General features: G+C 40.5%; 18 protein-coding genes, 3 tRNA genes, 3 rRNA genes and 4 pseudogenes. 7 read left to right on the plus strand and 21 right to left on the minus strand.

Annotated features, from left to right (window positions below; genetic code table 11):
• Positions 1 to 4 precede the first annotated feature (4 nt).
• Positions 5 to 1,663 carry a glycosyltransferase family 39 protein gene (locus tag IPK31_03420; GenBank protein MBK8087071.1) on the plus strand — a complete coding sequence of 553 codons (1,659 nt, stop codon included), beginning with the start codon at positions 5 to 7 and terminating at the stop codon, positions 1,661 to 1,663.
• A gap of 5 nt (positions 1,664 to 1,668) precedes the next feature.
• On the opposite strand, the pseudogene IPK31_03425 reads toward IPK31_03420, so the two are convergent.
• From IPK31_03425 to IPK31_03475, 11 genes and pseudogenes are all read right to left on the minus strand, one after another.
• A pseudogene (locus IPK31_03425) lies at positions 1,669 to 2,392 on the minus strand (glycosyltransferase family 2 protein).
• A gap of 69 nt (positions 2,393 to 2,461) precedes the next feature.
• Positions 2,462 to 3,304 carry a hypothetical protein gene (locus tag IPK31_03430; protein ID MBK8087072.1) on the minus strand — a complete coding sequence of 281 codons (843 nt, stop codon included), beginning with the start codon at positions 3,302 to 3,304 and terminating at the stop codon, positions 2,462 to 2,464.
• A 96-nt stretch (positions 3,305 to 3,400) separates the two neighbouring features.
• Positions 3,401 to 3,736 (minus strand): hypothetical protein, encoded by a 336-nt coding sequence (locus IPK31_03435; protein MBK8087073.1) that lies wholly within the window; start codon positions 3,734 to 3,736, stop codon positions 3,401 to 3,403.
• Positions 3,737 to 3,750: 14 nt separating this feature from the next.
• The gene (locus tag IPK31_03440; protein MBK8087074.1) at positions 3,751 to 4,593 is read right to left on the minus strand and encodes an MFS transporter; all 843 of its coding nucleotides are present in this window, start codon (positions 4,591 to 4,593) and stop codon (positions 3,751 to 3,753) included.
• Positions 4,594 to 4,728: 135 nt separating this feature from the next.
• Positions 4,729 to 4,836: ribosomal RNA gene (gene rrf / locus IPK31_03445) — 5S ribosomal RNA — on the minus strand.
• Between the two features lie 58 nt (positions 4,837 to 4,894).
• Positions 4,895 to 7,692, minus strand: a 23S ribosomal RNA gene (locus IPK31_03450).
• 162 nt (positions 7,693 to 7,854) lie between these two features.
• A tRNA-Ala gene (locus IPK31_03455) sits at positions 7,855 to 7,927 on the minus strand.
• Positions 7,928 to 7,937: 10 nt separating this feature from the next.
• Positions 7,938 to 8,012 (minus strand) — tRNA-Ile (locus IPK31_03460).
• 117 nt (positions 8,013 to 8,129) lie between these two features.
• Positions 8,130 to 9,659: ribosomal RNA gene (locus tag IPK31_03465) — 16S ribosomal RNA — on the minus strand.
• Together the 16S, 23S and 5S rRNA genes with 2 tRNA genes alongside form the textbook arrangement of a ribosomal RNA operon.
• A 424-nt stretch (positions 9,660 to 10,083) precedes the next feature.
• Positions 10,084 to 10,827: pseudogene (truA, locus tag IPK31_03470) on the minus strand (tRNA pseudouridine(38-40) synthase TruA).
• 3 nt (positions 10,828 to 10,830) lie between these two features.
• Positions 10,831 to 12,084 carry a DUF4476 domain-containing protein gene (locus tag IPK31_03475; GenBank protein MBK8087075.1) on the minus strand — a complete coding sequence of 418 codons (1,254 nt, stop codon included), beginning with the start codon at positions 12,082 to 12,084 and terminating at the stop codon, positions 10,831 to 10,833.
• Positions 12,085 to 12,219: 135 nt separating this feature from the next.
• Here IPK31_03475 and IPK31_03480 point away from each other — a divergent pair, with 135 nt between their 5' ends.
• The 3 genes from IPK31_03480 to IPK31_03490 are packed head-to-tail and all read left to right on the plus strand — an operon-like array spanning position 12,220 to position 14,709.
• Entirely contained in the window at positions 12,220 to 14,037 is a 1,818-nt protein-coding gene (locus IPK31_03480) for a M1 family metallopeptidase (protein ID MBK8087076.1), read from the plus strand.
• Positions 14,034 to 14,540, plus strand: coding sequence for a HEAT repeat domain-containing protein (locus IPK31_03485; protein MBK8087077.1), 507 nt, complete (start codon positions 14,034 to 14,036; stop codon positions 14,538 to 14,540). The genes IPK31_03480 and IPK31_03485 overlap by 4 nt, the downstream gene beginning before the upstream one ends.
• Positions 14,533 to 14,709, plus strand: coding sequence for a hypothetical protein (locus tag IPK31_03490; protein ID MBK8087078.1), 177 nt, complete (start codon positions 14,533 to 14,535; stop codon positions 14,707 to 14,709). Before IPK31_03485 ends, IPK31_03490 begins: the two co-directional genes overlap by 8 nt.
• A gap of 79 nt (positions 14,710 to 14,788) precedes the next feature.
• On the opposite strand, the gene IPK31_03495 is transcribed toward IPK31_03490, so the two are convergent.
• The 3 genes and pseudogenes from IPK31_03495 to IPK31_03505 form a co-directional block, all read right to left on the minus strand.
• Positions 14,789 to 15,595, minus strand: a complete 807-nt coding sequence (locus IPK31_03495) for a TPM domain-containing protein (protein MBK8087079.1) — start codon at positions 15,593 to 15,595, stop codon at positions 14,789 to 14,791.
• A 4-nt stretch (positions 15,596 to 15,599) separates the two neighbouring features.
• Entirely contained in the window at positions 15,600 to 16,061 is a 462-nt protein-coding gene (locus IPK31_03500) for a TPM domain-containing protein (GenBank protein MBK8087080.1), read from the minus strand.
• Between the two features lie 8 nt (positions 16,062 to 16,069).
• Positions 16,070 to 16,661: pseudogene (locus IPK31_03505) on the minus strand (LemA family protein).
• Between the two features lie 209 nt (positions 16,662 to 16,870).
• On the opposite strand from IPK31_03505, the gene IPK31_03510 reads away from it, so the two are divergent.
• The gene (locus IPK31_03510; GenBank protein ID MBK8087081.1) at positions 16,871 to 17,986 is read left to right on the plus strand and encodes a PQQ-dependent sugar dehydrogenase; all 1,116 of its coding nucleotides are present in this window, start codon (positions 16,871 to 16,873) and stop codon (positions 17,984 to 17,986) included.
• On the opposite strand, the pseudogene IPK31_03515 reads toward IPK31_03510, so the two are convergent.
• The 3 genes and pseudogenes from IPK31_03515 to gap all read right to left on the minus strand — a co-directional run bounded on the left by IPK31_03515 (position 17,983) and on the right by gap (position 21,096).
• Positions 17,983 to 19,183: pseudogene (locus IPK31_03515) on the minus strand (phosphoglycerate kinase). The gene IPK31_03510 and the pseudogene IPK31_03515 overlap by 4 nt on opposite strands.
• A gap of 80 nt (positions 19,184 to 19,263) precedes the next feature.
• Positions 19,264 to 20,082, minus strand: a complete 819-nt coding sequence (locus IPK31_03520; GenBank protein ID MBK8087082.1) for a hypothetical protein — start codon at positions 20,080 to 20,082, stop codon at positions 19,264 to 19,266.
• A 3-nt stretch (positions 20,083 to 20,085) separates the two neighbouring features.
• Positions 20,086 to 21,096: a type I glyceraldehyde-3-phosphate dehydrogenase gene (gene gap, locus IPK31_03525; protein ID MBK8087083.1), complete on the minus strand. Its 1,011-nt coding sequence runs from the start codon at positions 21,094 to 21,096 to the stop codon at positions 20,086 to 20,088.
• A gap of 273 nt (positions 21,097 to 21,369) precedes the next feature.
• Between gap and IPK31_03530 the strand changes: the two genes are divergently transcribed.
• Both IPK31_03530 and IPK31_03535 read left to right on the plus strand, forming a co-directional pair.
• A tRNA-Glu gene (locus IPK31_03530) sits at positions 21,370 to 21,441 on the plus strand.
• A 450-nt stretch (positions 21,442 to 21,891) separates the two neighbouring features.
• Positions 21,892 to 23,148 carry a T9SS type A sorting domain-containing protein gene (locus IPK31_03535; GenBank protein MBK8087084.1) on the plus strand — a complete coding sequence of 419 codons (1,257 nt, stop codon included), beginning with the start codon at positions 21,892 to 21,894 and terminating at the stop codon, positions 23,146 to 23,148.
• 168 nt (positions 23,149 to 23,316) lie between these two features.
• On the opposite strand, the gene IPK31_03540 is transcribed toward IPK31_03535, so the two are convergent.
• The 4 genes from IPK31_03540 to IPK31_03555 all read right to left on the minus strand — a co-directional run bounded on the left by IPK31_03540 (position 23,317) and on the right by IPK31_03555 (position 26,923).
• Positions 23,317 to 24,717 carry an MBL fold metallo-hydrolase gene (locus IPK31_03540; GenBank protein ID MBK8087085.1) on the minus strand — a complete coding sequence of 467 codons (1,401 nt, stop codon included), beginning with the start codon at positions 24,715 to 24,717 and terminating at the stop codon, positions 23,317 to 23,319.
• 81 nt (positions 24,718 to 24,798) lie between these two features.
• Entirely contained in the window at positions 24,799 to 25,287 is a 489-nt protein-coding gene (locus IPK31_03545; protein ID MBK8087086.1) for a DUF4442 domain-containing protein, read from the minus strand.
• Between the two features lie 11 nt (positions 25,288 to 25,298).
• Positions 25,299 to 25,553 (minus strand): hypothetical protein, encoded by a 255-nt coding sequence (locus IPK31_03550; GenBank protein ID MBK8087087.1) that lies wholly within the window; start codon positions 25,551 to 25,553, stop codon positions 25,299 to 25,301.
• On the minus strand, positions 25,550 to 26,923 hold the full coding sequence (locus IPK31_03555; GenBank protein MBK8087088.1) for a C1 family peptidase: 1,374 nt from the start codon (positions 26,921 to 26,923) through the stop codon (positions 25,550 to 25,552). Before IPK31_03555 ends, IPK31_03550 begins: the two co-directional genes overlap by 4 nt.
• Between the last annotated feature and the right edge of the window lie 51 nt (positions 26,924 to 26,974).

A 26,974-nucleotide genomic window follows, 5' to 3' on the forward strand; every position in this document is an offset into this window, starting at 1 on the left:
TTTCATGATGATTCAAAAAAACATTTTCTTACTGTTTGCAATAATTATAGCTGTTTATTTTTGTGCAATTGGTGTAGATACCATGGATGTAGATGCATCACAATATGCAGCCATCAGCAGAGAAATGAAAGAAAGCGGACGCTACCTGCAGGTATATGAACAGGGCAAAGATTATTTAGACAAACCTCCTTTCCTGTTTTGGATCAGCAGTCTTTCCATGAATCTGTTTGGTGAAAATAACCTGGGATTCAAATTTCCATCTATTCTTTTTGCTATACTTGCAGTGTTTGCTACTTACCGTTTTGCAAAGTTGTTCTACGATAAAACGCTTGCAGTTATTTCTGCAATCGTGCTGGCAAGTTGCCAGGCAGTTTTTTTAATTACAAATGATATTCGTACCGATACAATTTTAATGAGTTGGGTTATCATAGCCATATGGCAGATAGCTGAATGGATGCAATCAAAAAAAACAATTCATTTTATTTTAGGTGCTGCAGCCATTGGGGCAGGTATGGTTACAAAAGGGCCTATTGCTTTGTTTGTACCCATATTTGCATTCGGAAGCCATTTTGTATTGCAACGGAAATTCAGTTATCTGTTTAAACCAGTATATCTGCTTGGATTAATTACAATTGCAATTGTGTTGATTCCTATGAGCATTGGCTTGTACCAACAGTATGATCTGCATCCGGAAAAAACAGTGAATGGTTTGAAAAATGTTTCCGGGTTACGATTTTTTTACTGGACACAAAGTTTTGGACGCATTACAGGTGAAAACGTTTGGAACAATAACGCACCATTCAGTTTCTTGTTTGAAAATTTATTGTGGGGAATGTTGCCTTGGACATTATTCTTCATCTCAGGCTTAGTTAATGATCTTATCCAGATCATCCGCAAGAAATTGATTGTTGCAGAAAATGAAGAGTTCCTCACAACAGGTGGTTTTGTATTAGCCTACTGTTCACTGGGCATCTCAAAATACCAGCTGCCTCATTACATCTATGTAGTATTGCCCTTCATTGCCATCATCACTGCAAAAATGATTTACGCAATTTTTTGGCAACAGAAATTTCAGTTCCTTAAAAAAATGATCACTCCTGTTCAATGGCTGGTTTGCATTACATTGCTGATTGCACCAGTAATCATTATAATTTATTCCTTTCCATCCAATTCAATTTGGACTTGGTTGATACCAGTATTAACAGCAACTACTGTGTTGACTCTATTTTTAAATAAAGCAATTTCAAAAAAGCTCTTCAGCATTTCACTTGCATTAATCATAGGGTTAAATGTATTCCTCAGTTTATGGTTTTATCCGCAGGTTCTTAAATACCAGGCAGGAAATGTTGCAGGCCGTTATATTGCAAAACAAAGAATTGATCGGGAAAAGTTTTACATCTATAGGTTCCAGGGAAATAATGTTGCTCTTCACTTTTACAGCAACCGTATTGTGAGAGTAATCGACTCAATTAATAATCTTTCTTCAGAAACATATTTACTGACAATGGATGAAGGATTAGAAATTTTGAAAAATAGTGGAAGAAATTTTGAAATACTAAAACAGGGGTTAGATTATCACGTTACTGCTCTAACCGGAAAATTTTTGAATAAAGAAACCAGAGATCAGCAATGCAAAAACTACTATATTATTAAACTGAACTAAGCAGTTTATTTAAACAGGTTATATCGGAGAATACAATAGATTGCCCTTAAGCCATCCTTCCAGTTGATCTTTTTCCCATCTGCATAGGTTCTTCCGTAATAAGAAATCCCTACTTCATAAACACGAATATCAGGTTGACGGGAAATTTTTGCAGTTACTTCCGGTTCGAAACCAAAACGTGTTTCTTTTAATTGAATACGCTGAATAATTTCCCGGCGGAATAATTTATAACACGTTTCCATATCAGTAAGGTTAAGATTGGTAAACATATTTGACAGAGTAGTGAGTACTTTATTCCCAATGCTATGCCAGAAGAATAAGATACGATGGGCATTACCTCCCATAAAACGGGAACCATAAACAACATCTGCAAATCCATCCAATACCGGCTTCAGTAAAACATTGTATTCTTCAGGATCATATTCAAGATCAGCATCCTGTATTATCACCAGGTCACCGGTTGCTTTTTGAATACCTGTATGTAATGCTGCCCCTTTACCTTTATTCATTTCATGATTATATAAAACTATTGGGAGGGTTGATTGCTCCATGTATTTGTTCAATAGCAAGTTTTGTTTCGTCGGTACTGCAGTCGTTTACTATGATTACTTCCTTTTCAATTCCATTTAAAAGATTAACAGCAGCTACTTTATTCAGTATTAAATGAATTGTCTTTCCTTCATTATAAGCCGGTATAACAATAGATAATTTGGAGATACTCTGCTGCATGTGGTTCCTTTCTGTTTTGAGAATGCAATTTTACAGAAATATTATGGCGTATACCTTATTAATTCAATACTAATATTTAAAAAGGAATTGACCCTTTAACAGGGTAATTGTAAATCGGTGAGCTTTGATCAACTCCCCATCCAGCTGTGCAGGCAATTCCCTGTCACATTCAACTGTAAATTCGGTACCGGTTACATGATGAACAAATGGCAAATGAAGGTGCTTCCCTTTTTCAATTTTGGGTAGATAAAAAAACCGCTTAAAGATACTAAGAGGTTTTACAATCACCAGATTAAGTAATCCATCATTTACACTCGCCCTTGGCGAAACATGAAACCCACCACCAGTTCTGGAAGAATTATTGATCATCACAAGCAGGAATTTCTCTTCAGCCAGCAATTCATTTGAATAAATCTTAAAGGACAACTCTTTGAATGTTAGAATCTTTTTTAGCACCACAAGGTAATAACCAATATGACCACCTATAAACCGGATTGTTTTTATTGATTCTAAAACTTCCCCATCAAAACCAATTCCTACTCCATTAATGAATAATGAATTGTTACAGGAAGCCGCATCAATTGGTTTCGGGCTTGCATTTAAAACAAGTTGAAATTGCTCTTCTGTTGAACAATTTCCATAAAGTTTCCATGCGAAATCATTACCGGTTCCTCCTTTAAAAAGAACCAGGGGAAGATTAATACTTGAGTAATGATTAATAAAATAATTGAGAGTTACGTCTCCGCCTATAATCCATACAGAAGTAAACGCTTCGAATGAGGCAGGACAGTTATCTGTAAAAACTGTATGCTCGATCTGTCTGGCAGTTAATAATAAAACAAGTTGGTTGGCCAGTTTTATCGACAGGCCTCTTCCTGCAGATGGATTTACGGCCATGGCAATTTTTTGCATGCAAGTATCGTCTTTGAAAATCTAATATAATCTTTACAAATCAAACAAACATCACGAACAACCCTGGTCCTCGGAATGCATTAAATAAAGTTTTTACTAATCACTTGCCTTTCTTTTAAATAAGTATTGTGCAAGTATAACACAGGTAATTAATATGGCTCTACTGATATAACCTAACCAGTTATAATGTGTAATTTTCCCATCAGCGCTTTTCATAACAACAAGTCCTGCAACAAATGAAGCAAGACTGGTTCCGAATTGCTGTACACTGCTGTTAAAACTCATAAAACTTCCTCTGTGTTTCATGCTCACAACATTACTTACCATAGCCTGTGCCGAAACAGCTCTTCCCGTTGCCAGTGTAAACCAGAATGCAAACAAAACCAGCACAACTGAAAAATGAACCGGAGGAAGGTTTGTAATCATCCACACAAAAAAGAGTGATACTAATACAGAAATAGAAAAAACGGCAGCTTTCCATATCTGTCTGATACTCGGCCCAATATATTAGCGCTGGCAAAAGATGCAATTCCTCCAACCAGGTAAATCATTGGGGTAATGGATTTTGGATAACCATTATTAAACTCCATATAAGGATTGATAAAAGGAATAATCATAAAATGTCCCATCATCATCAATGCCGAAAAAAGTAATGCCAGCCTTTGTGTAGGGCTTTTAATCACTTCCGTAAGCACATCAAATTTTGATCCGCTCTGTTCCTGAATATGACTGCTCATTACAGGTATATATTTCATTACAAGTGGAATAATGGCAATACCAAGAACACCCACTAAAATAAAAGGTGCGTGCCAGCTAATCAGGTTGGCCAGATATAAAGAAAATGGAACTCCTAAAGTTGATGCTACTGCAAAAGCACTCATTATTGCCCCCATTGCTGATCCTCTTCGTTCATAAGGGATAAGATCAGCTACAATTGACAATACCTGTGCCCCTATCAAGCCTCCAAATAAACCAGCCAAAACCCTTGAAGCCAATAACAATTCATACGTTGGCGCAAACCCACAGGCCAATGTTCCTAACAAAAAGCCTCCGTAACCATATAACAATAATCGCTTTCGGTCAAACTGGTTGACAAAAAAAGCAGCTGCAAAACCAGATACTGCAGCAGTTAATGTATAAGCTCCAACAAGAAAAGTAAACTGCCTAGGAGAAATTTGAAAATATGGCATCAGGTAATTCCCCAATGGCATCATGATCATAAAATCAAGAATATGTGTGAAGTTGATTGAGGCAAGAAGTATGATGATGAGGCGTTCATTTTTACTCATAGATGTGAAATGACATTTTAAATACCTCTATAACTATTGGATTGGTTAATTGTTGTAAAAGAATTCTGCCCTGCGCTTAAATTAAAAAAGTATAGAACAAAAAAAGCCCCAACGTAAACGTTAGGGCTTAAATAAATATGGCAGCTACCTACTCTCCCGCTTGCGCAGTACCATCGGCCATGAGGGGCTTAACTTCTCTGTTCGGAATGGGAAGAGGTGAACACCCTCGGAATAACCACCATAAAATCTTAAATAATATAACATATTGGGAAGTTGTAATTGATAGCAGCAATTTAAAAAAAAATTAAAGCTTACGGGTAATTAGTACTACTCGACTTTACTGTTACCAGTTTTACATCTGTAGCCTATCAACGTCATCGTCTTTGACGGCCCTTAAAAGTAAACTCATCTTAAGGAAGGTTTCACGCTTAGATGCTTTCAGCGTTTATCCTGGCCACACGTAGCTACTCTGCATTGCACCTGGCGGCACAACAGATACACCAGCGGTGTGTACGACCCGGTCCTCTCGTACTAAGGTCATGTCCTTTCAATTTACTAACGCCCACCACAGATAGGGACCGAACTGTCTTGCGACGTTCTGAACCCAGTTCACGTGCCACTTTAATCGGCGAACAGCCGAACCCTTGGGACCTTCTCCAGCCCCAGGATGTGACGAACCGACATCGAGGTGCCAAACCTCCCCGTCGATATGAGCTCTTGGGGAGATCAGCCTGTTATCCCCGGAGTACCTTTTATCCTTTGAGCGACGGCCCTTCCATACAGAACCGCCGGATCACTTTAGCCAGCTTTCGCTCCTGCTCGACCTGTATGTCTCACAGTCAAGCACCCTTATACTAATGCGCTCTACGTACGATTACCAACCGTACTGAGGGTACCTTTGCAAGCCTCCGTTACTCTTTAGGAGGCGACCACCCCAGTCAAACTACCCACCATGCACTGTCTCCCGTTGGGGATTAGATTCTAAATCAAAGAAGGTTGGTATTTCAACGACCGCTCCACAACTGCTGGCGCAGCTGCTTCAAAGCGTCCCAACTATTCTACACATCCGTAATTCAAAATCAATGCAAAGTTGTAGTGAAGGTTCACGGGGTCTTTCCGTCCCGTGGCGGGTAACCGGCATCTTCACCGATACTACAATTTCACCGGGCTCATGGAGGAGACAGTGTTCAACTCATTAGACCATTCGTGCAGGTCGGAACTTACCCGACAAGGAATTTCGCTACCTTAGGACCGTTATAGTTACGGCCGCCGTTTACTGGGGCTTCAGTCAGAAGCTTTGGCTTGCGCCGAACATCCTTCCTTAACCTTCCAGCACCGGGCAGGTATCAGGCTCTATACGTCATCTTTCGATTTTGCAGGGCCCTGTGTTTTTTGCTAAACAGTTGGTTGAACCATTTTACTGAGACCATCCGAAGATGGTACGCTTTATCCCGAAGTTACAGCGTCAATTTGCCTAGTTCCTTCTCCATGGCTCACCCGAGCGCCTTAGAATATTCATCTCGTCCACCTGTGTCGGATTACGGTACGGGTTGCTTAAGCCTAGCCTTAGAGGTTTTTCTCGGAGGTCTGATTAGGATCACTATCCACTCGGCCGAAGCTTTGCGGTACTATCACGTTCGACATTCTCTGCGGATTTACCTGCAAAAAATATATCTACACGCTTTAACCTGGTATTCCGTAACCAGGCGGATCTTTCACTACCCCGTCACCCCATCGAAACAAAAGCAAGTGTTGGAATATTAACCAACTTTCCATCAGGTGCGCCTTTCGGCTTTCCCTAAGGACCCGACTAACCCTGATCTGATTAACATTGATCAGGAAACCTTGGACTTTCGGCGAAGTAGTTTTTCACTACTTTTATCGCTACTCATTCCTACATTTTCTTTTGAAATCGCTCCAGCATCCATCACCAGACACCTTCGCAGCAGATTTCAATGCTCCCCTACCAATTGTACAAGTACAATTTTAGAACTTCGGTTCGTAGTTTGATGCCCGATCATTTTCCGTGCAAGACCTCTCGACCAGTGAGCTGTTACGCACTCTTTAAATGAATTGCTGCTTCCAAGCAAACATCCTGGCTGTTATAGAAGTCTCACCTCGTTTGTTCAACTTAACTACGTATTAGGGACCTTAGTTGCTAATCTGGGTTATTTCCCTCTCGGCCACGGACCTTAGCGCCCGCAGCCTCACTCCCGGAGATATGTGTTAGCATTCGGAGTTTGTCAGGGTTTGGTAGGCGGTGAAGCCCCCTAGCCCAATCAGTAGCTCTACCTCTAACACACTTCTTAAATCCGAGGCTGTTCCTAAAAACATTTCGGGGAGAACGAGCTATCTCTCAGTTTGATTGGCCTTTCACCCCTATCCACAGGTCATCCCATAACTTTTCAACGTTAATGAGTTCGGTCCTCCATTCTGTGTTACCAGAACTTCAACCTGCCCATGGATAGATCACAAAGTTTCGCGTCTACCCCACTGACTAAGCGCCCTATTCGGACTCGCTTTCGCTTCGGCTCCGTTACTTAAGAACTTAACCTCGCCAGTGAGGAGTAACTCGTAGGATCATTATGCAAAAGGCACGCCGTCACACCTTGCGATGCTCCGACCGCTTGTAGGCGTACGGTTTCAGGTACTATTTCACTCCCCTGTTTCGGGGTACTTTTCACCTTTCCCTTACGGTACTGGTTCACTATCGGTGTCTGAGGAGTATTTAGCCTTACCGGATGGTGCCGGCAGATTCAGGCAGGATTCCTCCGGTCCCGCCTTACTCAGGATACTGCTCGTCCCTCTCAATTTCTATCTACAGGGCTATCACCTGCTATGGCTCAACTTTCCAGAAGATTCAATTTGATGAGAGTTTCTAAATGCAGTCCTACAACCCCCAAGCGGCACAAGATGTTTCAGTTCAGGAGGTTGGCTTCCCCTTTCGGATAACACACCTTCAGTGTGCTGGGTTGTCCCATTCGGAAATCTTCGGATATAATGCTTGTGTGCAGCTCCCCGAAGCTTATCGCAGCTTACCACGTCCTTCATCGCCTCTCAGTGCCAAGGCATCCGCCATGCGCCCTTATTCGCTTTAAAAGAGTTATTACTAAAATCGCCTTACTAAACAATTACAACTTGTTTTATCCCAATATGTCAAAGAACTTAATCAAATGAACTTTCGTTCATAAGAAAAGCTGATGTTATGATTATGAATCATCAGACCTGAAAGTCAACACCAAATAAAGAACTAATTTTTCGTGGAGGATATCGGAGTCGAACCGATGACCCTCTGCGTGCAAGGCAGATGCTCTAGCCAACTGAGCTAACCCCCGAGGTTATTGTAGACCCGCCCAGATTTGAACTGGGGACCCCTACATTATCAGTGTAGTGCTCTAACCAGGCTGAGCTACGGATCTATCTAAACAATAGCCAATTGGCCTCATCAATCCATAGCAACTGGCCGAATAATACTATATAAGAACTTAAATATTGAAAGTAGGAAAGCAACAGCAGTAAATAAAACGTACTCTAAAAAGGGAGGTATTCCAGCCGCACCTTCCGGTACGGCTACCTTGTTACGACTTAGCCCCAGTCACTAGTTTTACCCTAGGCGGCTCCTTGCGGTTACCGACTTTAGGTACACCCAGCTTCCATGGCTTGACGGGCGGTGTGTGCAAGGTCCGGGAACGTATTCACCGTAGCATTGCTGATCTACGATTACTAGTGATTCCAGCTTCATGGAGTCGAGTTGCAGACTCCAATCTGAACTGAGAGAAGGTTTTTGGGATTAGCTCCTTATCGCTAAGTGGCAGCCCTTTGTCCTCCCCATTGTAGCACGTGTGTAGCCCTGGGCATAAAGGCCATGATGACTTGACATCATCCCCTCCTTCCTCACGCCTTACGGCGGCAGTTTCATTAGAGTTCCCAGCATAACCTGATGGCAACTAATGATAGGGGTTGCGCTCGTTGCGGGACTTAACCCAACACCTCACGGCACGAGCTGACGACAGCCATGCAGCACCTTACAAATTGTGTATTGCTACAAAACAGGCTTTCACCTGCGGTCAAAATGCATTCTAGCCCAGGTAAGGTTCCTCGCGTATCATCGAATTAAACCACATGCTCCACCACTTGTGCGGACCCCCGTCAATTCCTTTGAGTTTCAACCTTGCGGTCGTACTTCCCAGGTGGATTACTTAATGCTTTCGCTCAGACACACACTGTGTATCGCGTATGTCGAGTAATCATCGTTTAGGGCGTGGACTACCAGGGTATCTAATCCTGTTTGATCCCCACGCTTTCGTGCCTCAGTGTCAATGACTCCGTAGTAAGCTGCCTTCGCAATTGGTGTTCTATGTCATATCTAAGCATTTCACCGCTACATGACATATTCCGCTTACCTCCAGAGTATTCAAGACAGATAGTATCAATGGCAGTTTCCGGGTTAAGCCCGGAGATTTCACCACTGACTTAACTGCCCACCTACGCACCCTTTAAACCCAGTGAATCCGGATAACGCTTGCACCCTCCGTATTACCGCGGCTGCTGGCACGGAGTTAGCCGGTGCTTATTCCTCTGGTACCGTCAGGCCCGATAGAAATCGGGGTTTCGTCCCAGAGAAAAGAAGTTTACAATCCAGAGGACCGTCATCCTCCACGCGGCATGGCTGGTTCAGACTTGCGTCCATTGACCAATATTCCTTACTGCTGCCTCCCGTAGGAGTCGGGCCCGTGTCTCAGTGCCCGTGTGGCTGATCATGCTCTCACATCAGCTACTGATCGCAGGCTTGGTGGGCCGTTACCCCGCCAACTACCTAATCAGACGCACGCCCATCTCTTACCGCCGGAGCTTTAATATTAAAGTGATGCCACTTCAATATATTATGGAGTATTAATCCACCTTTCGGTGGGCTATCTTCCAGAAAGAGGGAGGTTGCGTACGTGTTCCGCACCCGTTTGCCGGTCGCCAGCATCTGTATTGCTACAAACCTGCTGCCCCACGACTTGCATGTATTAAGCCTGCCGCTAGCGTTCATCCTGAGCCAGGATCAAACTCTCCATTGTAAATGTTGTTTGACCTGACTATTAATTCTCAAGAATTAACAGTTCAAAAATCGAATTATATTACGCTTAAAATTTACCCGTTCTAATTAATTAAAACGTTGCTGTTGCTTCCAATCTTTCAAAGAACTTTTTTACTTTTTGTGTACCCATTTTTTGAATGGGAGTGCAAAGGTAAGAGGTTTTTTTATTCCACCAACTTTTTCTTTATTTATTTTCAACTTTTTTTTATTGAGAATCAATTAAGAAGAAGCTTTTTTGGAGGAATATTTTTATCAACCTTTTGAAGAACTTCCGCCTGTTTTTCAAAGCGGGTTGCAAAGATAAGGGCAGTGTAAAGTACTAACCAAACTTTTCAAATCTTTTTTACCCTCATTTACCAAACGCTTTACTGCAAAGGGTTTCAGCAGAAAAATATTTTCAGCATTTATAAAAACAATTCATTGGGATAGGCAACCTGTACTAAAAACAAAGCTTTTGCAGGTGCTGAGAAATCTGCAGTGGATTGATTCTGCTGACTAATTAACTCTTGAAAGTCGATGAATGTCATGTTTCCACGGGCTACCCGAATCATTGTTCCCACCAAACCACGAACCATTCCACGCAAAAAGCGATTGGCTTTTACCTGGTATACCAAACAGCCATTCTCCTCAACCCACCTGCTTTCGATAATACTGCATTGAAATGTTTTAACCTGTGTGTTTCTCTTTGAAAAGGCAGTAAAATCAGTATAATGCCTTATATGTGCTGCACATTCATTCAGCAGCTCTTTTTAAAGTGTAAAAGGAATATGCCAGGCCCTGTCATCTAAAAAAGGGTTTTTAGAATTGAAGATATAATACTTGTATTCTCTTGAAACAGCATGAAAGCGGCAATGTGCATCCTCTTTTACTTTCCTGATTGATTTAATGACGATTGGCTTTGGCAAGATAGCATTCAGGTTATATAAAGCCATTTCAGGGAAATCATCACTCCAATCAAAATGAAAATAATTCTGTAAGGCATGTACACCTGCATCTGTGCGTGATGAACCAGTTAAAGAAACTGGGTTACGAAAGAAAACTTCAAATGCTTTTTCTACTTCTGATTGTATAGTAATTGCATTCTTTTGTACCTGAAAGCCACTGAATCCTTCTCCCTTATAAAAAACCTCAAGAAAATACCTTGGCATAAATTATTGATTAGGGAGCAGTGCAGAGAAGCGTTTTTTATAATACTCATCCTGGATTGTTTCGCCAAGATTCTTAAAGTTGGAGAAATCGGTAATGTAAAGCATCGCTGCATCATAAAACCTGTAACGGCCTTCATCATTCAAAAATAAGACAGCCAGATTTTTAACCTGTGCAGTTGAAAAGCATTTTGTACGGAACATTTTCTTAGCCACATTGATCATTGATTCATCTTTAGATTCACTGGCCATTTTCTTTCTCAGCTTCATGAAATCATCTTCAGATGCAATTGAAGTACAGTTACTGTTAGGAAGTGATTTGGGTTCAGTCTTCTGCAACGGAATTACTTCGGGCTTAATTTCTTCTTTTTTTATTTCTGGAGCAGCAGGGGGAGTTTCCTTCTTTTCTTCAACTTTTATCTCGGGTTGAACAGGAACTTCTGTCTTTTGCTCTTTTACAACCTCTATTGTATCCTTTTTCACTTCAATACTTGCCGGTGGCTGCTGAACAGGTTCAATACCAGCTGTGTCTATAGCAATAAATAACCTTACAGTATCTTTTACACCGTCTGTATTAACAACTTCATATACAAAATCACTTCCTTCACGGCTATCAAATTTTCTCACCTGCAGAACAGAAGACTTTTCCGGGGCAACCCATGCAGGTTCTGTATCGGGTACTTCAACTACCGGAACAGGCTGTTGAACAACCTGCGTTTTTATTGTGTCCTTTACCTGAGGAACTATTGCAACAGTTTCGGTAACTACTACACGTTTTGGAGTGTCAACAATTACTTTTTCTTCTTTCCGTACAGTAACGTTTTTTACAGTTGTATCCTGTGTTACTTTTGAAAGCATATTGGCAAAAGGATCATCTGTAACCGGCTGGCTTGTTGTAACCGCAGGATTGCTTGTCTTAATTTCTGAAGTTACACCGGCATATACAATTGCAGAGCTTTGCAGATCATATAAGCCCCACCCCTTTTCAGCAAAATTCTTAATCAGGTAGCCTTTGTCAGTATTCTCAAGCAGACATTGAAACTTCTGTTCGGGCTGATCAGATTTTGGAAAACCAACGGAAAACTCAACAGCTCCGTCCTTTAATTTTGAGAGAATAAGATACCCTGAAGCAGATGAACTGTAAATACGGTTATTATACTTTATGTAAAAAGGTTGCTGGTTATCTGTTTGCAGGTAGATATAATGGCTCAACTGACTAAAGCCAAATGAACCAAAGCCGAAACACAGGAAAGCTATCAAACAAAATCTTCTTATAATAGAATACCTCATAGAAACAAAGCTAATTTTTTTTGTTCATCCGTTTCACAAACCATGCGTCAATTTCTATTTTTTTAACTCTCTCTCCTTTTATCTTTACCGCTCAAAATCAAAAAAATGAAAAAACAATTTGCAGCAGGTTTGATAATGACGTTTCTCAGCCTTGCATCAGTTGCACAGCCTGCCGTACAAACAGATACAGCATGGAAAAAGCAGTACAGGTCAACCCCGGAAAAAGTACATGCCCTTGTACATACCAAATTAGAAGCCAGTTTCGATATTCCCAAAGCCTATATGTTTGGGAAAGTATGGCTTACATTAAAGCCGCAATTTTATCCCAGTAGTACATTGATCTTGTATGCAAAAGGCATGGATATCAAAGAAGTTGCTCTTGTAAAAGGAAGTTCAAAAAGCAAACTGAAGTTTGAATATGATGGAATGCTGCTAAAAATTGAACTGGATAAGACTTATAAAGGAGGCGAAGCATATACGATCTACATTGACTATACAGCTAAACCGAATGAATTGAAGGTTGAAGGAAGTGCCGCCATTACAGATGCCAAAGGTTTGTATTTCATTAACCCAACCGGAGCGGATAAAGACAAACCAACTCAGATTTGGACACAGGGTGAAACTGAAGCAACCAGCGTATGGTGCCCGATCATTGACAAAACCAGTCAAAAAACAACACAGGAAATGTACATCACCGTTCCTGCAAAATGGGTTACTCTCAGCAATGGAAAACTAATGAGCCAGAAACCTGCCGGCAATGGATTGAGAACTGATTACTGGAAAATGGATCTCCCGCACTCACCTTACCTGTTTTTTATGGGAGCAGGTGAATTTGCCGTTGTAAAGGATAGCTGGAAAGGCAAAGAAGTAAATTATTATGTAGACAAGGAATATGAATCAGTAGCCAAAAAAATATTTGGAAACACTCCTGAAATGATGAGTTATTTTTCAAAAATCACGGGTGTTGATTACCCTTGGGTGAAATACAGCCAGATTGTTGGCCGTGACTATGTTAGCGGAGCAATGGAAAACACCACCGCAACCCTTCACCAGGAAAGTGCTCAGCAGGATGCAAGAGAATTAGTTGATGGCAACGGCTGGGAAGGAACCATCGCTCATGAATTATTTCATCAGTGGTTTGGTGATTATGTAACAACTGAAAGCTGGAGCAACCTCACACTCAATGAATCGTTTGCCAATTACAGTGAGTTACTCTGGGATGAATACAAATACAGTAAGGACAAAGCAGGAGCTACACAATACAGCGCCATGCAGGGTTATCTCGGCAGCAACAGCGAGAAAAAAGATCTTGTTCGTTTTTATTACCACGACAAAGAAGATATGTTTGATGCGGTGAGCTATAATAAGGGCGGATGTATCTTACACATGCTCCGCAATTTTGTTGGTGACAGTGCTTTCTTTAAATCACTGAACCTTTATTTAACCACCAATAAATTTAAAACAGCAGAAGCGCATCAGTTACGTTTGGCTTTTGAAGAAATTACCGGCAAAGACCTCAACTGGTTCTTTAATCAATGGTATTTCGGAAGCGGACATCCAACACTTGATATTAACTACAGTTATGATGATGCAACTCAACAGGTAAAAGTTGTTGTAAAGCAAACACAAAAAGATAAACTTTTTAAACTCCCTGTTGCCATTGATGTTTACAACGGCAGCAACAAAACACGTCACCAGGTTTGGGTAGAAAACGCAGTAGATTCATTCATGTTTGCATCTGCAACAAATCCTGATCTTATCAATTTTGATGGAGATAAAGTTTTACTCTGTACAAAAAAAGAAAATAAAACAATTGATAACTATCTGCATCAGTACAAATACGCCGGCTTATACCTCGACAGAAGAGAAGCGATTGATTTTATTTCGAAAAACAGGAAGATTCAAAAGCAGTTGAGTTTATGAAACTTGCCATCAATGATAAATACAGCGGTTTACGCAATTTTGCCATTGGCAAATTAGATATGAAGAAAGATGCCATTGTAAATGCTGTTGAAACATCTTTAACAGAAATAGCTAAGAAAGATGCCAGCCGTATTGTACGCAGCAAAGCAGTGGAAACTTTAGGTAATTTAAAAAAGCCTGCTTATAAATCACTTTTTCAGTCATTGCTGAGCGATTCATCTTATACACTCAGTGCAGCTGCGTTACTTGCATTGGAAAAAATTGATGCCCCTGCTGCATTAACAGAAGCAAAACTTTTATCAAAGCAGAAAATGAAAGGAGCTTTGATGGAAGCCGTTGCAACCACATTAATCAAAAGTGGCGACGAATCTGCATTTGATGAAATCGCATCAGCTTATGGTAAAATGGGCTTATCACAGGCGAAGTTTAACTTAACTGCTGTGTTTGCCAATTTCCTCGGCACGATTAAGAATACTGATAAAAGTAAAACGTGGTGTGGATGAAATTGTAAAATTCAGAGATGGTATTCCTGAACAGTTTGGACTTGGGCCAGTAATGGATAATTTCTTAAAAACAATTATCGGCAAAAAAGAAACAGCTAAGAAGACAGGAGAAAATGTAAGTGACTTACAGGAACAGATTGATTATATTAAAACGAAGATTAAAAACTAAATCAGTTTTAAACTTTCAGATAAACAAAGCCACTCATATTAGAGTGGCTTTGTTTATTATATATTTCTTTGCGAAAAGATTACCAACTACCACCGGCACCGCCACCGCCAAAACTTCCGCCACCAAAACCTCCAAAGCCACCGCCACCACTACTTCCGCCGCCGCCCCAACCGCCGCTGCTTCCGCCTCCACCCCCAAACCAAATAGGAGGAACACTGTTACTCCAGCCTCTTCTGCTCATCATTCCACCGCCACCACGATTAATCCTTGAAATAATAATCATAATAATGATGAACATAATAATAGCACCTAATACACTTCCTCCGCCCTTTCCTTTTCTGCCTCTATCACTGTAACCTGCAGGTGCTTTGTATTCACCTGCTGCAGCTCTCATTAAATCATCTGTGCCTTCATCCAGGCCACGGTAAATATCATTCGCTTTGAAATTGGGGATGATGTCGTTTTCAATAATTGTTTTTGCCGTAATATCAGGAATTGCACCTTCGAGACCATAACCGGTAGCAATCCATACTTTACGCTGATTTCTTTCCTTATCAATCAGTATAACCAGGATTAATCCATTATTGAATTCCTTTCCGCCCACACCCCACTTACGGCCAAGTGCAGTAGCAAAATCACCAATATCATAATCGCCAATATCGCCAATAGTAATAACTACAAATTGATTGGAAGTGCTGTCATCATACGCTACCAGCTTTCTCTCCAGTGCTTCTTCCTGCGATGCTGTCAGCACATCAATGAAATCATTCACCAGTTTTGGCGGATTGGGAGTTGCAGGGATATACTTCTCCACCCCCTGTGCTGATGCAAACAGGGTTAAGAGAAGAAAAGAAAAAGAGAGTATGGTTTTTTGAAAAAGTTTCATCGTGTTATCTACCAAAAACAATATCATCGGGTAATTCGTTCCTGTCTTCGTTTTCGTATGGAAAATTTGAAACAAGTGCATCTCCAATTTCTGTTACAATCTGCACAATCCCATCTTTATAATTTTCCCTGCTGAATGATGAAAGCATTTTATTCACTTCTTTATTCCAGAACTCCGTTCCAACTTTTTCGTGAATGCCTTTATCGCCAAACACTGCCAGCTGATGATCCTTCATAGCAATGTAAAGCACAACTCCATTCCGGTCTTCTGTTTTGTCCATTTTCAGTCCGAAAAAAACTTCAATGGCACGATCAACCGGATCAACATAACTGCAGCGGCTTTCAATAAACATACGGATTTCTCCGGATGTACGTTTCTCAGCTGCACGTATTGCATTCACAATGGCTTCATTCTCCTGTGGAGTGAACCAATTCTGCTTTTTGGAAAGAAAAGAAAAAATGCCCATGAATATTATCAGAATTTTACTTCAGGAGCTTTATCACTTCCGGGTTCTGCTGTAAAGCCTGTTTTTTGTTTGAAACCAAACATACCTGCCAGGATATTCATTGGAAATGAGCGCACCTGGGTATTATAATTCATCACAGCTTCGTTAAAATCATTACGGGCTACTTTAATTCTGTTCTCTGTTCCCTCTAATTGAGTTTGCAGGTTACGGAATCCTTCGTTGGCCTTCAGATTCGGATAACTTTCAACAACTGCCAGTAAACGGCTTAATGCACTGCTTACTCCACTTTGCGCTTGTTGAAATTCTGCCAAGCTTCTCTGGAGTAATATTCGTTGGATCAACTTTTACCTGTGTTGCTTTTGAACGGGCTTCAATTACATTGATCAATGTTTGCTGTTCAAAATTTGCTTCGCCTTTCACTGTGTTCACAAGATTTGGTATCAGGTCAGCTCTGCGCTGGTAATCACTCTGCACATTGTTCCATTTCTGTTTTACAACTTCATCCTGTTTAACTAACCCGTTATAACCGCTGCAACCCCTGAATAACAAAAGGGCTAATACTGCAACAATAACAATGGTGATAATACGTCCGGCTTTCATGTTTGTGTTTTTTAGTTTGAGATTAAATTTAATTCAAAGAATCAAATTGTCAAGTGAATCTTTTATCAGCACAAAGAATGCCGCATCAAAAAAGATGACAGACTGTCGTTTCATAAGCCCTTACAGAACTATTTAGTTATGTCTGCGGCATGGTTTTAGTAATCCATTTCCAAGGTTAGCCGGTTCAAAACCCCGGCTTTCTTATCCTCATGAAAAAAATATTGCCCCTTTTAGTCGTTTTGCTGATTACTTTTTCTCAGTGTAAAAAGAAAACCAGCACGAATAATCCTGAGCCAACGGACCCGGTTACGTTAAAAGATACTGTACTTGTGCAGGGGCTGAATTTCCCCTGGGAAATAGTATGGGGACCTGATGATTTTATCTGGATGACTGAACGGGGAGGGAAAATAACCCGTATTAATCCCTCAACAGGAGCAGTTAGTCCGGTTCATACTATTACTGAAGTTGCAACAAATGGCGAAGGTGGATTGCTGGGAATGGTACTGCATCCAAATTTTACAACATCACCGCATGTATTTGTTGCTTATAATTATAATAATGGTGGTAACTACCGTGAAAAAATTGTCCGCTATACTTACAGCAGCGGTTCACTCATTAGCCCCTTAACAATTATAGATAATATTGCTGCTTCTTCTATACATAATGGAAGCCGCTTAGTGATAACACCTGATCTGAAACTGTTTATTACTACCGGTGATGCATCAAATACTTCATTACCTCAAAATACATCTTCCGTAAATGGCAAAATACTGCGACTTAATCTCGATGGAAGTATCCCGGCTGATAACCCTGCAGCAGGAAATCCATACTGGAGCATTGGTCATCGCAACCCACAGGGATTGGTTTTTGCGAATAATATACTGTACAGTTCTGAGCATGGACCAAGTACTGATGACGAAGTAAATATGATTGAAAAAGGAAGGAACTACGGTTGGCCTGATGTAAGAGGATTTTGCAATGAATCGGCAGAACAAACTTTTTGCTCTGCTAATAACGTAAAAGAACCTCTTAAAGCATGGACACCTACCACTGCAGCATGCGGACTGGATTATTATAACAATAACCTGATACCGCAATGGAAGAATTCATTACTGATGGTTGCACTGAAAGATGCAAAACTTTACCAGTTGAAGCTCAACAGTACTTATAACAGCATTACTGAAACCAATGAGTTTTTCATTAATAAATACGGCAGGATGAGAGACCTGTGTATATCGCCTGCGGGTAAGGTTTATATCTGTACCAGCAATGGCGGCAACAATGACAAACTCATTGAAATCAGTAAAAAAGTAAATCAGCATTAATCCTGTACTGCGGCAATACCGGGTAATACTTTGCCTTCGAAGAACTCAAGCATAGCACCACCACCGGCAGAGATATAGCTTACTTTATCTGTGTAGCCAAAATCGTTTACAGCAGCAACACAGTCTCCGCCACCTACAAGGCTGAATGCCCCTTTACCAGTGGCAACAGCAACTGCTTCTGCAATGGTTTTTGTTCCGTGCTGAAATTTTTCCATTTCAAACACACCCATCGGACCATTCCACAAAATCGTTTTTGAATGGATCAATACGTTTGTAAACTGTTCGCAGGCATTGGGCCCGATATCCAATCCTAACCAACCATCAGGAATCTGGTTGCTTGGTGCAGTTGATGTATTTGCATCCGCAGCAAACTTATCAGCAATTACAGAATCGCTTGGCAGGTGAATGTTCACACCTTTTTGCGCTGCTTTTTCAAGGATCATTTTGGCAGTTTCCAATCTGTCTTCTTCACAAAGAGAATTACCAATCTTTCCACCCATTGCCTTCATGAAGGTATAAGCCATGCCACCGCCGATGATAATATCGGTTGCACGTTCCAGTAAGTTTTCAAGAATGAGAATCTTATCGCTCACTTTGGCACCGCCAATGATAGCAGTAAATGGTTTGTCGGCTTTCAGCAACACTTTTTCTGCTGCCGCAACTTCACCTTCCATCAGCAAACCAAACATCTTTTTTTCTTTAGGGAAGAATTTTGCAATCACAGCTGTAGAAGCATGTGCACGGTGAGCAGTACCAAAGGCATCATTTACATATACATCGCCCAGCTTTGCTAATTTTTGCGCAAAGGCTTCATCACCTTTTCTTCTTCCTTATAAAAACGAAGGTTTTCAAGTAACAGCACTTCACCTGCACGTAACATACCTGCAGTTAAATAAGCCTGCTCGCCAATACAATCGTTGGCAAACAATACAGTTGTATTTCCACCAAGCAATTCGCCGAGATGTTTGATGATATGCTTTAAAGAAGATTTTCTTCAGGACCTTCTTTTGGACGGCCCAGGTGACTCATTAAAATAACACTGCCACCATCATTGAGTATTTTTTTTATTGTCGGAATGGCAGCCCGCATCCTGTTATCATCGCCAATGGCCTGTGTTTGTTTGTCGAGTGGAACATTGAAATCAACCCGGATCAGTGCTTTCTGACCTGCGAAGTTGTACGTTGAAAATTTGCTCATAAAATATGTATTTAATTCTTTTGCTTGTTTTCGCTGAACGAAGTTATCATTTGCATAATAAAGCCGGTTCAACAGTTTCTTTATTTCTGTATTTGTTTCAGCAGTTGCTCTGTGCAATTCAAATTCCTGCTTACATCATCCTTCCCTTCAATTTTTACTTTCATTAATGCGCCGCTGATGAGTTGATAACCCTGTATTCCCTGTTCATCATTGAAAAAACAATTATACCAGTCAATCAGTTCATTTGAATAAGCCATGCTTACTTTATTACTGTAAAATTTAATGGGGTGCGGATACCAGCTTCCTCCGGCATTCTCCAGCTTATTCTCTTTTGCATGAGTATATAATGATTTCAGAAATTGGAGATAAGCAATCACACGCTGTTGAATTTGATCAGTTGTTTCCTGCTGCTGGGGTTTTGTCCGCCAATTGTTCATTGCTTGGCTGTAAGGATCCGATTTTGATTGATTGGCCAATGCCTGCACTTCAATCATTTCATCCGGGTTTGATTTATCAATCGGGAAGCCCCGGTAAAAGCTGAACTGAGTTTTATTGCCTGGCAGGTTTTGATCAACCAGGTATCTTACATTATCTGTACTGTCTTTTACAGAAGGAGTAAGTACCAGTAACTTTTTCTGTTCATCAAAATTCCATTTACCCTGTTCAAACAGCAAATCTCCACAAAGCGAATAGTTACCGTCGGCGTAAAAACGCAGGGCATATAATCCAAGATGATTGTTTTTATTCTGTTCTGCTTTTTCATCTATCACAACATACCATTCACAATCTTTCGGATTTACTGCTCTCTTTTCAGCTGTCGTTGGCGATCCGCATGAAAAAAATAAAAAAGGGATACTCCAGAAGAAATATCCCTTTAAGATTTTTGCCTTTGCTATCATGAATTATTTAATCATTTTAGCAAAAAAATGAAGTGTGCGAACCAATTGGCTTACATAACTCATTTCATTATCATACCAGCTAACTACACGTACTAATTGATTGTCGCCTACATTCTGTACTCTTGTTTGTGTTGCATCAAACAAAGAACCGAAGCTGGTGCCAATAATATCGCTGCTTACAATTTCGTCTTCAGTATAACCAAAGCTTTCGTTAGAAGCGGCTTTCATTGCAGCATTTACTTCTTCAACAGTTACCTTTTTACCTAATACAACGGTCACTTCAGTTAATGAACCTGTAAGAGTTGGTACACGCTGAGCACTACCATCCAGTTTTCCTTTTAAGCTTGGTAATACAAGACCAATTGCTTTTGCAGCGCCTGTGCTGTTGGGAACAATATTCTGAGCAGCTGCACGTGCACGGCGAAGATCACCTTTTGCATGAGGAGCATCCTGTGTGTTCTGATCGTTGGTGTAAGCGTGTATGGTTGTCATTAAACCATTCACAATACCGTATTTTTCTTCCAGTACCTGTGCTACAGGAGCCAGACAGTTAGTAGTACAACTTGCACAGCTGATAACTGTTTCACTGCCATCAAGAATACTGTGGTTTACATTAAATACAACTGTTTTCAGATCACCTGTTGCAGGAGCGCTGATTACCACTTTTTTTGCACCGGCTGCAATATGTGCCTCTGCTTTTGTTTTGTCAGTAAAGAATCCTGTACATTCTAATACTACATCCACATTGTGCGATCCCCATGGAATCTGAGCAGGATCTTTCTGTGCATATATCTTTACTTCATCACCGTTAACAATGATTGAATTTTCTGTTGCTTTTACTTCTGCATCAAAACGTCCCTGAGCAGTATCATACTTCAGCAAGTGACCTAATACTTTTGGGGAAGTGAGGTCGTTGATAGCAACTATATCAATGCCTTCCATTTTATAAATCTGGCGATAAACTAATCTGCCAATGCGTCCAAAACCGTTAATAGCAACTTTTACTGTGCTCATGGAAATAATTATTTAGGAGTTTAAAAATGCGCTGCGAAGGTAATTACTTTAACGATTAAAGACCGTTAGTTTTTTGACTGATATAGAGCAGCAAATGGCATATAGTACGTCATTGGTTTTCGAATTTCCTGTTTTTTACAGTTCGTTTTCAATGCTATTTTTCACTGCACTGATGTTATGTAATGTATGAGATGAGATAATAACAGATCAATTTTTGAAATTTGTTTGGCTGGAAACCTGCCCAAACCTATCTTTGCCGTCCCAAAAATAAACGCCGCGTTGGTCAAGGGGTTAAGACGCCTCCCTTTCACGGAGGAATCACGGGTTCGAATCCCGTACGTGGTACAAAGCCCTGCTGTTAAGCAGGGTTTTTTTATGTCCATACCCTGCAATCAGCATGTGATTTTACTGCAATCAGGGATTATTACAGCTGAGAATCTACTTAAGGTTTCCCTTTTTTACGTAACTCCCGGTGGTTGAATTTACTGCCCATGAAAGATCAAAATTGATTTTTCACCAGCCTAAATCAACTTTTAAAAAAATTTTTTGATATTTTTTTAAAAACTCAAACGTTGATTATCAATGCTTTTACTATGTAAATTTTACGGTATCGTAAAAAAACATGAAGGCTACGTAATTCTACTATTGCACATGTGAAATTCTCGGCGCAACTTTGTTCTCGTAAGGGAAGATACTTAGCAGATTTTAAAGATTCCCTTAAAGGTAACAGCCAGAAGCTTTAGATCCGATCCAGAGAGACCCGTACCAATTTAGTCCCTATTTAAACGAATTAACATGACGTACCTCTACCCAACAGTAGTAAAAGTTTATAAACTTTTATTTTCTCTCAGCATCCTGCTTTTCATAAGCCAGGAATCTTTCTCACAATTAGCATTTAAAAGCCCTTTATTACTTCAGGGAGATAGCAAAGCCATTGGATCAATTTATCGTTTCTCAAATGTTACAACCAATGTTGATGCACTCGTAACAATTGACAGCCTGGTAAATGGTGCAAGCCTTTCAAACATTGACTTAACAGCCTCAGGTTATAATGATGCATTCCAGCCCCAGGTAAAAGCGGGTAATATCGGCACTTCATACGTTTTATTCAGCATTACGTTTGTACAACATAATACGGCAACAGCTGTGTTTCTTTCAAGTGTAACAGCTACGAATCTTGATTTGGATGGCACCCCTACCTTAAAAGAAATGTGCGAAATTGATATGAATGGTGGTTCTTCCAAATTCATGAATAATAACCCCACAATTTTGGTAAGTCTTCTGTCGAACAAATTCAGAGCAGTCAACGTTGCGGGAGTTGATTATGGTGGAATTGATACTACAGCCAGTCAGGTAATGTTCCAGGTAAAAAACAGCAATCTTGCTTCCTTTAAGGTTCGCTTTGGCTCAGTTACTTTAAATAACAGTGGCAGCGCAAGACAGTACAGCCTTTACATGAAAGAGTTTGCTATTGCAAATGCAACTACTTTACCTGTAACGCTTACTAATTTCCAGGCAAACCTGAAAGACAAAAGTGCATCACTTGTATGGACAACTGCCAACCAAATCAACTTCAGTCATTTTGTAATTGAAAAAAGTACAGATGGTAAAAACTTCCAGGAAGCAGCCGTTTTGTTTGCAGATGAAGCTAACACAAGTGCTGCAATAGATTACAAGTACAAAGACAATTTACAGAACAGCAGTTCAAAAGTTGTATTCTACCGTTTGAAAATGGTTGATGCGAATGATAAGTATGCTTATTCAGAAACAAGAATGGTTCGCCTGGCAACTGAAGTAAACAATATACAGATCAGCACCTTCCCTAACCCTGTAACAAGTGAAGTACGTATCATGATTCCGGCTGACTGGCAGGAAAAAGCAGTTACTTACGAAATCTATAACAGCACAGGAATTTTAGTTCAACGTGTGCAGAATCAGAAAGCAGCACAGGTGCAGCAAATCAATGTGCAGAATCTGAATGGCGGTAACTACATCGTAAAAGTGAGTAACGGTTCTGCAACAAGTACTTCAAAAATTATTAAACTTAATTAAACATATTCCGGTACAGACCATTGCTAACCTTCTTTACACCTTAACCCTAACACCTCCACATTGACCAGCTAACCTCTCCGCTAACCTTACATGAACGTTTACCCAGAATCCCTTTGGATTTTTCGACGGGTGCCCCTGAGCAATCAGGTGCTTTCTTTTTTAACAGTATCAGATACCTGTTTCAAAATGCAGTTCAGGAATTTCCACATCAGTAAATCCTTTTCGAATAAGCCGTTGTTGAAATGCCTGCTGCACTTCATATTCACCATGCACTAAAAATAATTTCTGCACCTGCTTTGTATCCTGGCAGGCAAGCCATTGACTCATATCTTCATAATCACCATGTGCACTCATGCTCCGGATCTGGCCGATCTCTGCATGCACTTCTTTTTCAACCCCAAATATTTTCACTTCCTTTCTCCCGTCCAGTAATTTTCCACCCAATGAACGTGGTTCACAATACCCTGTAAGTAAAATTGTATTACGGCTGTTTTCAATTCCATTATTGATATGATGCTTTACCCTTCCTGCATCAGCCATTCCACTTGCACTGATGACAACATATGGTCCGCTTCGGAAATTAAGCAGCTTTGATTCATTCACTGTTTTTACATATTTCAATCCCTTAAAACCAAAAGGATCACTGTCGCTCTTTAATATTTTCTGAATGCGGCTGTTGAACAGATCAGGGTAGCTTTTAACGATCTGTGTAGCTTCAATGCTTAACGGACTGTCTACAAAATAATCCAGATCAGGCAAACGGCGTTCAAGTTCCAGCTGGTTTAAATCATATAAAATTTCCTGTGTGCGTCCAACACTGAACGCAGGAATAATCAATTTTCCTTTTTTCTCAAGACAAGCTCTGATAATCCATTTCAATAACTGATCGGGAGTTGACATTGCATTATCATGCAAACTGTTTCCGTAAGTTGATTCCATAATAATCACATCTGCCTGTGGAAAAACTTCCGGTGATTTCAATATCACATCACGATAGCGGCCAATATCACCTGAGAATGTGATACGTTTTGTTTTCCCATTTTCAGTGAGCTTTAAATGAACACAGGCGCTGCCGATGATATGACCAGCATCTGTAAACATTACTTCAATTCCCTCATCGATCTTAAACCAGTTTCCATACTCAACATCTACAAAACGTTCTGCAGCTTTCTTTGCATCTTCAATTGTGTACAATGGTTTTAAATAAGGCAGGTTTTGATTGGCTCTCCGTTTGTTCTCATACTTCACATCATCTTCCTGTATTTCTGCACTGTCTTCCAATAATACTGCTGTCAAACTTTGTGTAGCAGATGTGCAATAAATTTTCCCTTGGTAACCATCAGCACAAAGTTTGGGTATTAGACCGCTGTGATCAATATGTGCATGACTCAGCACCATATAATTAATGTCAGCAGGTTCAAAACCCCAGTTGCGGTTTAATGCATCGGTATCTCTTCCCATACCCTGGAACAAACCACAATCGAGTAATAATTTTTTCCCGTTACTGAAAGTAATAATGTGTTTGCTTCCTGTTACACAACGGGCAGCACCGTGAAATGATAGTTTCATAATAATGTGATAATTTGCTAATATGAAAATATGCTAATGAGCCGATGCTTTTATTAGCACAACAGCACATTAACGAATTAACTAGTTGCTTTTTACTTTAAACGACCAGGTAATATAAAATTCGGCAACAATCTCACCGGCTTTATTCTTCCCAACAGATTTTGCTTTGAAAGATTTTGCTTCACCTGTTGCAATTGCATCATCTACCAGCAACTCCAGTGCTTTTCCATCTTCACAGGTAAAGGTTGTTACATCAACAGCTTTCTTAAAATAATTTGCCTCCAGGTTTACCACCAGCATGGAAACGGACGGCTTCTGTTCAATCACCTGCATTAAACCCAACACACCTGTACTCATTTCTGCTGCCATTGCAAGGCATGCGAAATAAGTGGAGCGAAATGGATTCTGCGAAAACCATTTGTAAGGAACAGTTACCTCACATCTTTCTGCAGCAAGAGATTTGATACGAACGCCGCTAAAAAAAGCGGAAGGTAATTTCAACAGCAAAAACATCCTGCTTTTTAACGGATGTTTCATTTGCTGTATAAACTTTCCTGCTCCGGTGTTCATGAATACAATTATTATTTCGACACTTCTACAATACAGGCAACCACATTATTTGCATCACCTGTTACATCAAAACGCAAAGCGCCTTTTCCTGTTGATGAATACCGCACGTTACGAATCAATGATGAGCCCAATGCGTTATTCAATCTTGCTGCATAATCAGAAGAAGGGTTGGCACTAATCTGCTGATTCAATTGATACCAATTCAATTCTTTTTTACTGATCACTACTGCAATTACATCTCTTGTACCGATACTGTCAGGTGTCATGCTTTTATCTTTCGGAAACATCCGGTAGCCGGTAATACCGCAGAACGGAGAATATTTTGTTTTCGTTGGATCATCTGTTCTGGGATAAGGAAACAGGGTATAACTTGTTCCATCAACTCTTTACCGAAAACATATACATAACACTCTGTTGTGTTTTTAATTTCCATTTTAAATTTTGTACCGGGACGAACGGGGGCAGTTGTCTCAAAACGGTTACCACTTCCTGCTCTTAATGGAATATAATCTCTGGCCACTGTTTTCTTTCCATCATACTCCACTCTTACCAAACCAATTTCACAGGCAAACTGTTGAACATCTTTATTACTTTGATGCATGGGATTTACACCATATGCTTCACGAACATAGAATTGAAAATCACCATAACGCACCCAGCCGAATCCGTTAGTGCCCCATTCTTTTCCCCAGCTATTCATGATTAAAAAAGATCCGCCATATTTTGTATCATCATAGCCAACCACACACATGGCGTGACCGCCAAAGCCCATCATGCTTCTGTCGCCCTGTTCAGGAATCCAAACGTCCTGCCCCATCATTGGCTGCATAAAACTTTGTCCCACCATCATACCAATAACTACCGGTGCTCCCTGTGCTAAATTTTCTTTGATGGCACGCAGATCAACAGCATCATTTCGATCACCTAAACTCAAACGATTGAAACCACGCATACGATATTGTGCAGCTTCCTGTTGTAATTGTCCACCGGGCTGGCTTTGGCAATCCTGGTCATTATATGGAAACTCAGCATAAGGAACACCTCCCTGCTTGGTCATGAATTCCATTGCACGGATAATATAAGAACCCTGGCAACCTTCCAACCCAATCTGGTTATACATAAAAGAAGGTGAGAAGGCTACATCATTTGGTTGCTTACCGGTTTTAGTTGCTTCCAAAATTGTATGTGCTGCAAATGCACTGCTCCATGCAACGCATGAACCCTGCGATCCCTGATTTTGTGGAGTTGGACAATATTTCTGAAGATTCGCAGATTCAGGCAATGGGTTTTTTGTATTATCATCTGCCAATGGTTCATAGATCTCTGCTTTTTCAAATTGTTTGGGATCTAAAAAACCACCGGTTGCTAAATTGGCTATGTCTGAAATATTACAACCGCTGCGGCTTAAAAAGAAATAAGCACCAGCTGCAATCACCAGTAAAATGATAATTCCTTTTCCGCCTCCGCCACCTTTACCACGACCAAACAAACCTAATAAAAGAGGTAATAAACTGAGAAGCCCACCACCCCCTCCACCGCCGGGACCAGTTGGAAAGTTTCCACCTCCACCCCCAGAGTTGTCATTGTTGTATTGCTCCTGTTGATCCTGCGGATCATCTGTCATTCGGATTGGCATAGAAAAGTGTTTTTGTGCTGACTAAATGTAAGGGAATTTTTTCTGTGATGG

It is taken from the genome of Chitinophagaceae bacterium, assembly GCA_016713085.1.
In the GTDB taxonomy this organism is placed as follows: Bacteria; Bacteroidota; Bacteroidia; order Chitinophagales; family Chitinophagaceae; genus Lacibacter.

What these genes read in the sequence shown, in the direction of transcription:
- IPK31_03420 (MBK8087071.1), top strand. Translation starts at nt 5, where the DNA reads ATGATGATTCAAAAAAACATTTTCTTACTGTTTGCAATAATTATAGCT.
- IPK31_03430 (MBK8087072.1), bottom strand. Translation starts at nt 3,304, where the DNA reads ATGCAAAAAATTGCCATGGCCGTAAATCCATCTGCAGGAAGAGGCCTG.
- IPK31_03440 (MBK8087074.1), bottom strand. Translation starts at nt 4,593, where the DNA reads ATGAGTAAAAATGAACGCCTCATCATCATACTTCTTGCCTCAATCAAC.
- IPK31_03480 (MBK8087076.1), top strand. Translation starts at nt 12,220, where the DNA reads ATGAAAAAACAATTTGCAGCAGGTTTGATAATGACGTTTCTCAGCCTT.
- IPK31_03485 (MBK8087077.1), top strand. Translation starts at nt 14,034, where the DNA reads ATGAAACTTGCCATCAATGATAAATACAGCGGTTTACGCAATTTTGCC.
- IPK31_03495 (MBK8087079.1), bottom strand. Translation starts at nt 15,595, where the DNA reads ATGAAACTTTTTCAAAAAACCATACTCTCTTTTTCTTTTCTTCTCTTA.
- IPK31_03500 (MBK8087080.1), bottom strand. Translation starts at nt 16,061, where the DNA reads ATGGGCATTTTTTCTTTTCTTTCCAAAAAGCAGAATTGGTTCACTCCA.
- IPK31_03510 (MBK8087081.1), top strand. Translation starts at nt 16,871, where the DNA reads ATGAAAAAAATATTGCCCCTTTTAGTCGTTTTGCTGATTACTTTTTCT.
- IPK31_03520 (MBK8087082.1), bottom strand. Translation starts at nt 20,082, where the DNA reads ATGATAGCAAAGGCAAAAATCTTAAAGGGATATTTCTTCTGGAGTATC.
- gap (MBK8087083.1), bottom strand. Translation starts at nt 21,096, where the DNA reads ATGAGCACAGTAAAAGTTGCTATTAACGGTTTTGGACGCATTGGCAGA.
- IPK31_03535 (MBK8087084.1), top strand. Translation starts at nt 21,892, where the DNA reads ATGACGTACCTCTACCCAACAGTAGTAAAAGTTTATAAACTTTTATTT.
- IPK31_03540 (MBK8087085.1), bottom strand. Translation starts at nt 24,717, where the DNA reads ATGAAACTATCATTTCACGGTGCTGCCCGTTGTGTAACAGGAAGCAAA.
- IPK31_03545 (MBK8087086.1), bottom strand. Translation starts at nt 25,287, where the DNA reads ATGAACACCGGAGCAGGAAAGTTTATACAGCAAATGAAACATCCGTTA.
- IPK31_03550 (MBK8087087.1), bottom strand. Translation starts at nt 25,553, where the DNA reads ATGACACCTGACAGTATCGGTACAAGAGATGTAATTGCAGTAGTGATC.
- IPK31_03555 (MBK8087088.1), bottom strand. Translation starts at nt 26,923, where the DNA reads ATGCCAATCCGAATGACAGATGATCCGCAGGATCAACAGGAGCAATAC.